This window comes from Inquilinus sp. (assembly GCF_039594555.1).
Classification (GTDB): Bacteria; Pseudomonadota; Alphaproteobacteria; order DSM-16000; family Inquilinaceae; genus Inquilinus.
Map to the genome: position 1 here is coordinate 1 of NZ_JBCNNF010000498.1, position 4,568 is coordinate 4,568.

At 70.5% G+C, this 4,568-nt stretch carries 7 protein-coding genes and 1 tRNA gene; 6 read left to right on the forward strand and 2 right to left on the reverse strand.

Features of this window, described 5'->3' with window-relative positions; all coding sequences use genetic code 11:
* Together ABDW35_RS32615 and ABDW35_RS32620 are read left to right on the forward strand one after the other, a co-directional pair.
* Positions 1 to 599, forward strand: a 599-nt coding sequence (locus ABDW35_RS32615) for a hypothetical protein (protein WP_343718013.1), incomplete at its 5' end; no start/stop codon positions are given.
* Between the two features lie 34 nt (positions 600 to 633).
* Positions 634 to 720 (forward strand) — tRNA-Leu (locus tag ABDW35_RS32620).
* A gap of 12 nt (positions 721 to 732) precedes the next feature.
* Here ABDW35_RS32620 and ABDW35_RS32625 read toward each other — a convergent pair.
* Complete coding sequence (locus ABDW35_RS32625; RefSeq protein ID WP_343718019.1) at positions 733 to 1,251, reverse strand: GNAT family N-acetyltransferase; 519 nt, start codon at positions 1,249 to 1,251, stop codon at positions 733 to 735.
* A gap of 18 nt (positions 1,252 to 1,269) precedes the next feature.
* Positions 1,270 to 1,914 carry a TetR/AcrR family transcriptional regulator gene (locus ABDW35_RS32630; RefSeq protein WP_343718014.1) on the reverse strand — a complete coding sequence of 215 codons (645 nt, stop codon included), beginning with the start codon at positions 1,912 to 1,914 and terminating at the stop codon, positions 1,270 to 1,272.
* 113 nt (positions 1,915 to 2,027) lie between these two features.
* Here ABDW35_RS32630 and ABDW35_RS32635 point away from each other — a divergent pair, with 113 nt between their 5' ends.
* From ABDW35_RS32635 to ABDW35_RS32650, 4 genes are all read left to right on the forward strand, one after another.
* Positions 2,028 to 2,855, forward strand: a complete 828-nt coding sequence (locus tag ABDW35_RS32635) for an NAD(P)H-binding protein (protein WP_343718015.1) — start codon at positions 2,028 to 2,030, stop codon at positions 2,853 to 2,855.
* Positions 2,856 to 2,887: 32 nt separating this feature from the next.
* Complete coding sequence (locus ABDW35_RS32640) at positions 2,888 to 3,385, forward strand: anthrone oxygenase family protein (protein WP_343718016.1); 498 nt, start codon at positions 2,888 to 2,890, stop codon at positions 3,383 to 3,385.
* A 110-nt stretch (positions 3,386 to 3,495) separates the two neighbouring features.
* Positions 3,496 to 4,074, forward strand: a complete 579-nt coding sequence (locus ABDW35_RS32645) for an HPF/RaiA family ribosome-associated protein (RefSeq protein ID WP_343718017.1) — start codon at positions 3,496 to 3,498, stop codon at positions 4,072 to 4,074.
* A gap of 44 nt (positions 4,075 to 4,118) precedes the next feature.
* A partial coding sequence (locus ABDW35_RS32650) for a patatin-like phospholipase family protein (RefSeq protein ID WP_343718018.1) occupies positions 4,119 to 4,568 on the forward strand: 450 nt, incomplete at its 3' end.

Here is a 4,568-nt window from a genome sequence, read left to right on the forward strand (position 1 = left end):
CCGAAGGCCGCGCCTGCCTGACCCTGGCGGTGGTGCACGACCCCGAGCACAGCGACTTCACCCCCGACCTGTCGCATCCGATGCGCGAGCTGTGGCGCTTCCCCTGGGAGCGCGGCGAGGCGACACCGGCCGGCCGGGCCCATCGCGCCGCCGGGCACGGCCCGGACCGCCGGACCGAGCAGCCCTTTGTCGGGATGGAGGTCGACGGCGTGCTGGCGGATGGCGACGGCGAGGTCGAGCCGGCCCTGCCCTTCTTCCGCGATGACCGGGCCGCGGTGATCACCGGCCGGCCGGAATCGGAGCGGGCGCGCATCGCCGCCTGGCTGGCGAGCCACGGGCATGCCGGGATGGCGCTGGAATGCCGCCCCGACAGCCTGTCCGGCCCCGCCTTGGTCGCCCGCTACAAGGCCGAAACGGCGACCCGGATCGGCTGCACCCATTTCGTCGAGAGCGAGCCGCAGCAGGCCATCCTGATCGCGGCCCTGGCGCCGCATCTGATCGTGACCTGGTGGTCTGCCGAGCGCGGCCGGCCCTTCACCGTCGGCGCAGCGCCGGGTGCCGGCGCCCTGCCCGATCCTGCGCCCCTGCAATTTCGTTGACGGGAGTCCGGCGCTGCCTATGATGCGGCCCCGCGCGGGCGTGGCGGAATTGGCAGACGCGCTGGACTCAAAATCCAGTTCTGGTGACAGAGTGTCGGTTCGACCCCGACCGCCCGCACCAGCCTTCCGGACCTCAGGGATCCGGGAGCATCAGGTACCAGAACAGGGCCACCTCGGCCCGCAGCGCTGGGAAGGTGCGGTACTGGTACGCGTCGTAACCGCCCAGCACGAAACCATGGCGCCGGTAGAAGCGGCAGGCCGCGACGTTGTTCGACTGGGTTTCCAGCCGGATGCCCGGCAGGTCCCTCTCGCGCGCCCATTGCACCGCCCGGTCCATCAGCCGCACCGCCAAGCCGGCCCCTCGGGCCGCCCGGTCGACCGCAATATCGTCGACCGACGCGTAGCCGTTCCAGCTTTCCGAGATGAGGATATAGCCGACCACCCGGCCGCCCTCCCGTGCCACGGCCAGCAGCCGGTCGGGGCCGATCCCGGCGAAGTCGTCAGCGTCGAACGCATAGGCTTTGCGGTATGGCTCGACCGGCCGGGCGTCCGCGACCGGATCCCGGTAGGGCGCGACCAGCTCGCTGCGGATGTCGAAGGAGAAGTCGCAATGCGCGATGTCGGCAGCCGTCAGCCGCTCGGCAGTCTCGATGTGATCATTCCGGGAGTCTTATTCCGGCGCCAGCTCGCGCAGCGCCATGCGCTTATAGGCCTCGACCAGGGCGTCGCCCTCTTCCCGGCCGACCGAGATGGCCAGGCGCATCGTCGCCTCGCCCAACTGCATCACCAGCAGGGCCCGGATCGACAGCTCCGCCGGGTCGGCGGCCGGGTCGATCCGGGCCAGCGCCGCCGCCAGCACCCGGCCGTTGATCCGGCTGTCCTCCAGGTCGATCTCGCGCAGCCCCTTGTCGGCCTGCAGCCCCGACCAGATGTCGCGCATCACCGGCTCCGCCAGGAACAGGCCGTAATAGGTGTCGATCAGCGTGCCGAAGGCCCGGCGCAGCCCCGCGGCGTCGCGCACCTCCCGCAGCCCCTCCTCGATGCAGGCCCGGCCCTCGGCATTGTAGCGCTCGGCCAGGGCCCGGATCACCGCCGCCTTGTCAGGGAAGTACTGGTACAGCGAGCCGATCGAGATCTCCGCCTTCGCTGCCACCTCGGCCATGCGCAAGGCGTCGCTGCCCTGGGCCGCGATCAGCTCCGTTGCCACCGCCAGGATCCGCTCCACCCGCTCGCGGCTGCGGCGCTGGCTCGGCGCGCGGCGCAGCGGGCCGGCCGGATCGGCGGCGGGGGGAGCGGCGGGGCTGGCGGCGGGCATGACTCGATCCTTTGCAAATCCGCTTGACGCAACGAATGTGAGAGTTTATCACTTTTACAAACATGACAAACACTCACATTGGGAGAGGGATCATGGCCCCGTCGGCGAGCTCGATGCAAGAGCGCAAACCGATCCTGGTCGTCGGCGGCACCGGCAAGACCGGCCGCCGCGTCGCCGAGCGCCTGACGGCGCGCGGCCTGCCGGTCCGCATCGGCTCCCGCGCCGCCAGCCCCGCCTTCGACTGGGAGAACCCGTCCGGCTGGGCCGCGGCGCTGGACGGCGCCGGCGCCGCCTACATCACCTACTATCCCGACCTGGCAGCACCAGGCGCGCCCGAGGCCGTCGGCGCCCTGGTCGACCAGGCCCTGGCGCAGGGCGTCCGCCGGCTGGTGCTGCTGTCCGGCCGCGGCGAAGCGGAGGCGCAGCGGGCCGAGCGGGTGCTGCAGGAGTCCGGCGCCGACTGGACCATCGTGCGGGCCAGCTGGTTCAGCCAGAATTTCAGCGAGAGCGTGCTGCTGGAGGGCGTGCTGGCGGGCGAGATCGTGCTGCCGGCCGACGAGGTCGGCGAGCCCTTCGTCGATGCCGACGACATCGCCGATGTCGTGGTCGCGGCGTTGAAGGAGGACGGCCATGCCGGCCAGCTCTACGAGGTGACCGGCCCGCGGCTGCTGACCTTCTCCGAGGCGGCCGCCGAGATCGCGAAGGCCAGCGGCCGGCCGGTCCGCTACACCCGCGTGCCGGCGGATGCGTTTGCCGCGGCGATGGCCGAGCAGGGCTCGCCGGCCGAGGTCACCGAGCTGCTGCTGTACCTGTTCACCACGGTGCTGGACGGCCGCAACGCCTGCCTGGCCGATGGCGTGCAGCGCGCCCTGGGCCGCCCGCCGAAGGACTTCGCCGACTATGCGCGCGACGCCGCCGCATCCGGCGTCTGGGCCGGCTGACCGCCCCCTGCCCCCCTGACGATGGAGAGCTGATGATGGGCGAACGCGTGGTCTCGGTCCTGGTCTTCCTGTCGGCGCTGGGCTCCGGCCTGGTCGGCGGCATCTTCTTCGCCTTCTCGACCTTCGTGATGGGCGCCCTGGCCCGCCTGCCGGCGCCGCAGGGGATCGCCGCGATGCAGTCGATCAACATCGTGGTGATCAACCCGCTGTTCATGGCGGCGTTCATGGGCACGGCGGTGCTGTGCGTCATCGTCGCCGCCGCGGCCCTGCTCGGCTGGGCCGGCCCCCACCCCACCCTGGTGGTGGCCGGCGCCGTGATCTACATCGCCGGCACCATCGTGGTGACGATGGCGGGCAACGTGCCGCTGAACGACGCCCTGGCGGCGGTCGACCCAGCCGGCGCCGAGGGTGCCGCCATCTGGGTCCGCTACGTCCCGGACTGGATCTTCTGGAACCATGTTCGGACGGCGGCCGGCGTGGCGGCGGCGGCCTGCTTCATCCTGTCCTGGCGCTGGCCGGCCGCGGCCTGAGCGGAGGGGCTTCCATCAGCCGAAACAGCCGGGAACTCCCGGCCGTCTCGGGGGGTTCGCAAAGGGAGGGCGACAGCCCCTCGGACCGACGAACCTGGTGGAGGCCCGACATGCAGAAGCCGTTGCAGCTCTCGTTCAAGAACATCGAAGGATCGGAGGCGATGAAGGCGATCGTGCGCGACCGCGTCGGCCGCCTGGACCGCCTCTACCCCAAGCTGATCGGCTGCCGCGTGGTCATAGAAGCCCCCCATCGCAGCGCCCAGGGCGCGCGCCCGCCGCTCGGCATCTCGGTCGAGGCCGAGATCCCCGGCAAGCCCCTGATCGTGGTCAAGGAGGTGGAGGAGCGGCGGAGCCCGCGCGACCACGCCGCCGTGGTCAACCGCAGCTTCGACGTGGTCGAACGGCAGCTGGACGAGGCCGCCCGCATCATCCAGGGCGAGGTCAAGGCGCATGAGGCGGTGGGCGAGACCGGCACCATCAGCCGGCTGTACCCCGAGCAGAATTACGGCTTCGTCGAGGCCAAGCAGGCCGGCAGCCTGTACTTCACCCGCAACGCCGTGGTCGACGGCCGCTTCGACGAGCTGACGGTCGGCACGATGGTGCACCTGACCCTGGCCACCGGCGAAGGCCCGATGGGCCCGCAGGCCAGCTCGATCCGCCTGCTGGGCGGCGACCGCGGCGTGGAGTAGGGCGGCCTGGTGATTGGATCACACTAGGGAGATTGTACTTTGCGTTGGCCGAAGCCGGGTGCGAGCCCACCTGGCTTTCGGGCGTCTCGATCGGCGCGGTCAATGCCGCGATCATCGCCGGCAACGAGCCCGGCCGGCGGCTGCAGCGCCTCGAGCAATTCTGGCAGATCATTTCCGGCCGCAAGATCTGGGCCTATACGCCGGAAGGCGACTTTTTCCGCGATATCCGCAACCGTACCAGCTCGTGGATGACGATGACGATGGGGCAGCCCGGCTTTTTCAAGCCGCGCTTTCCCAATCCCTGGCTGGAGCTGCCGGGTGCCGAAGGGGCTACCAGCTTCTACGATTCCTCGGAGCTGAAGAAAACGCTGGAGATGCTGATCGATTTCGACCTCCTGAACGATGGCAAGAAGCGTTTCAGCGTCGGTGCGGTCAATGTTCGCACCGGCAACTTCGTCTATTTCGACACGGCCGAGCGCCGGCTGGGGCCGGAG

What these genes read in the sequence shown, in the direction of transcription:
- ABDW35_RS32630 (WP_343718014.1), bottom strand. Translation starts at nt 1,914, where the DNA reads ATGCCCGCCGCCAGCCCCGCCGCTCCCCCCGCCGCCGATCCGGCCGGC.
- ABDW35_RS32635 (WP_343718015.1), top strand. Translation starts at nt 2,028, where the DNA reads ATGCAAGAGCGCAAACCGATCCTGGTCGTCGGCGGCACCGGCAAGACC.
- ABDW35_RS32640 (WP_343718016.1), top strand. Translation starts at nt 2,888, where the DNA reads ATGATGGGCGAACGCGTGGTCTCGGTCCTGGTCTTCCTGTCGGCGCTG.
- ABDW35_RS32645 (WP_343718017.1), top strand. Translation starts at nt 3,496, where the DNA reads ATGCAGAAGCCGTTGCAGCTCTCGTTCAAGAACATCGAAGGATCGGAG.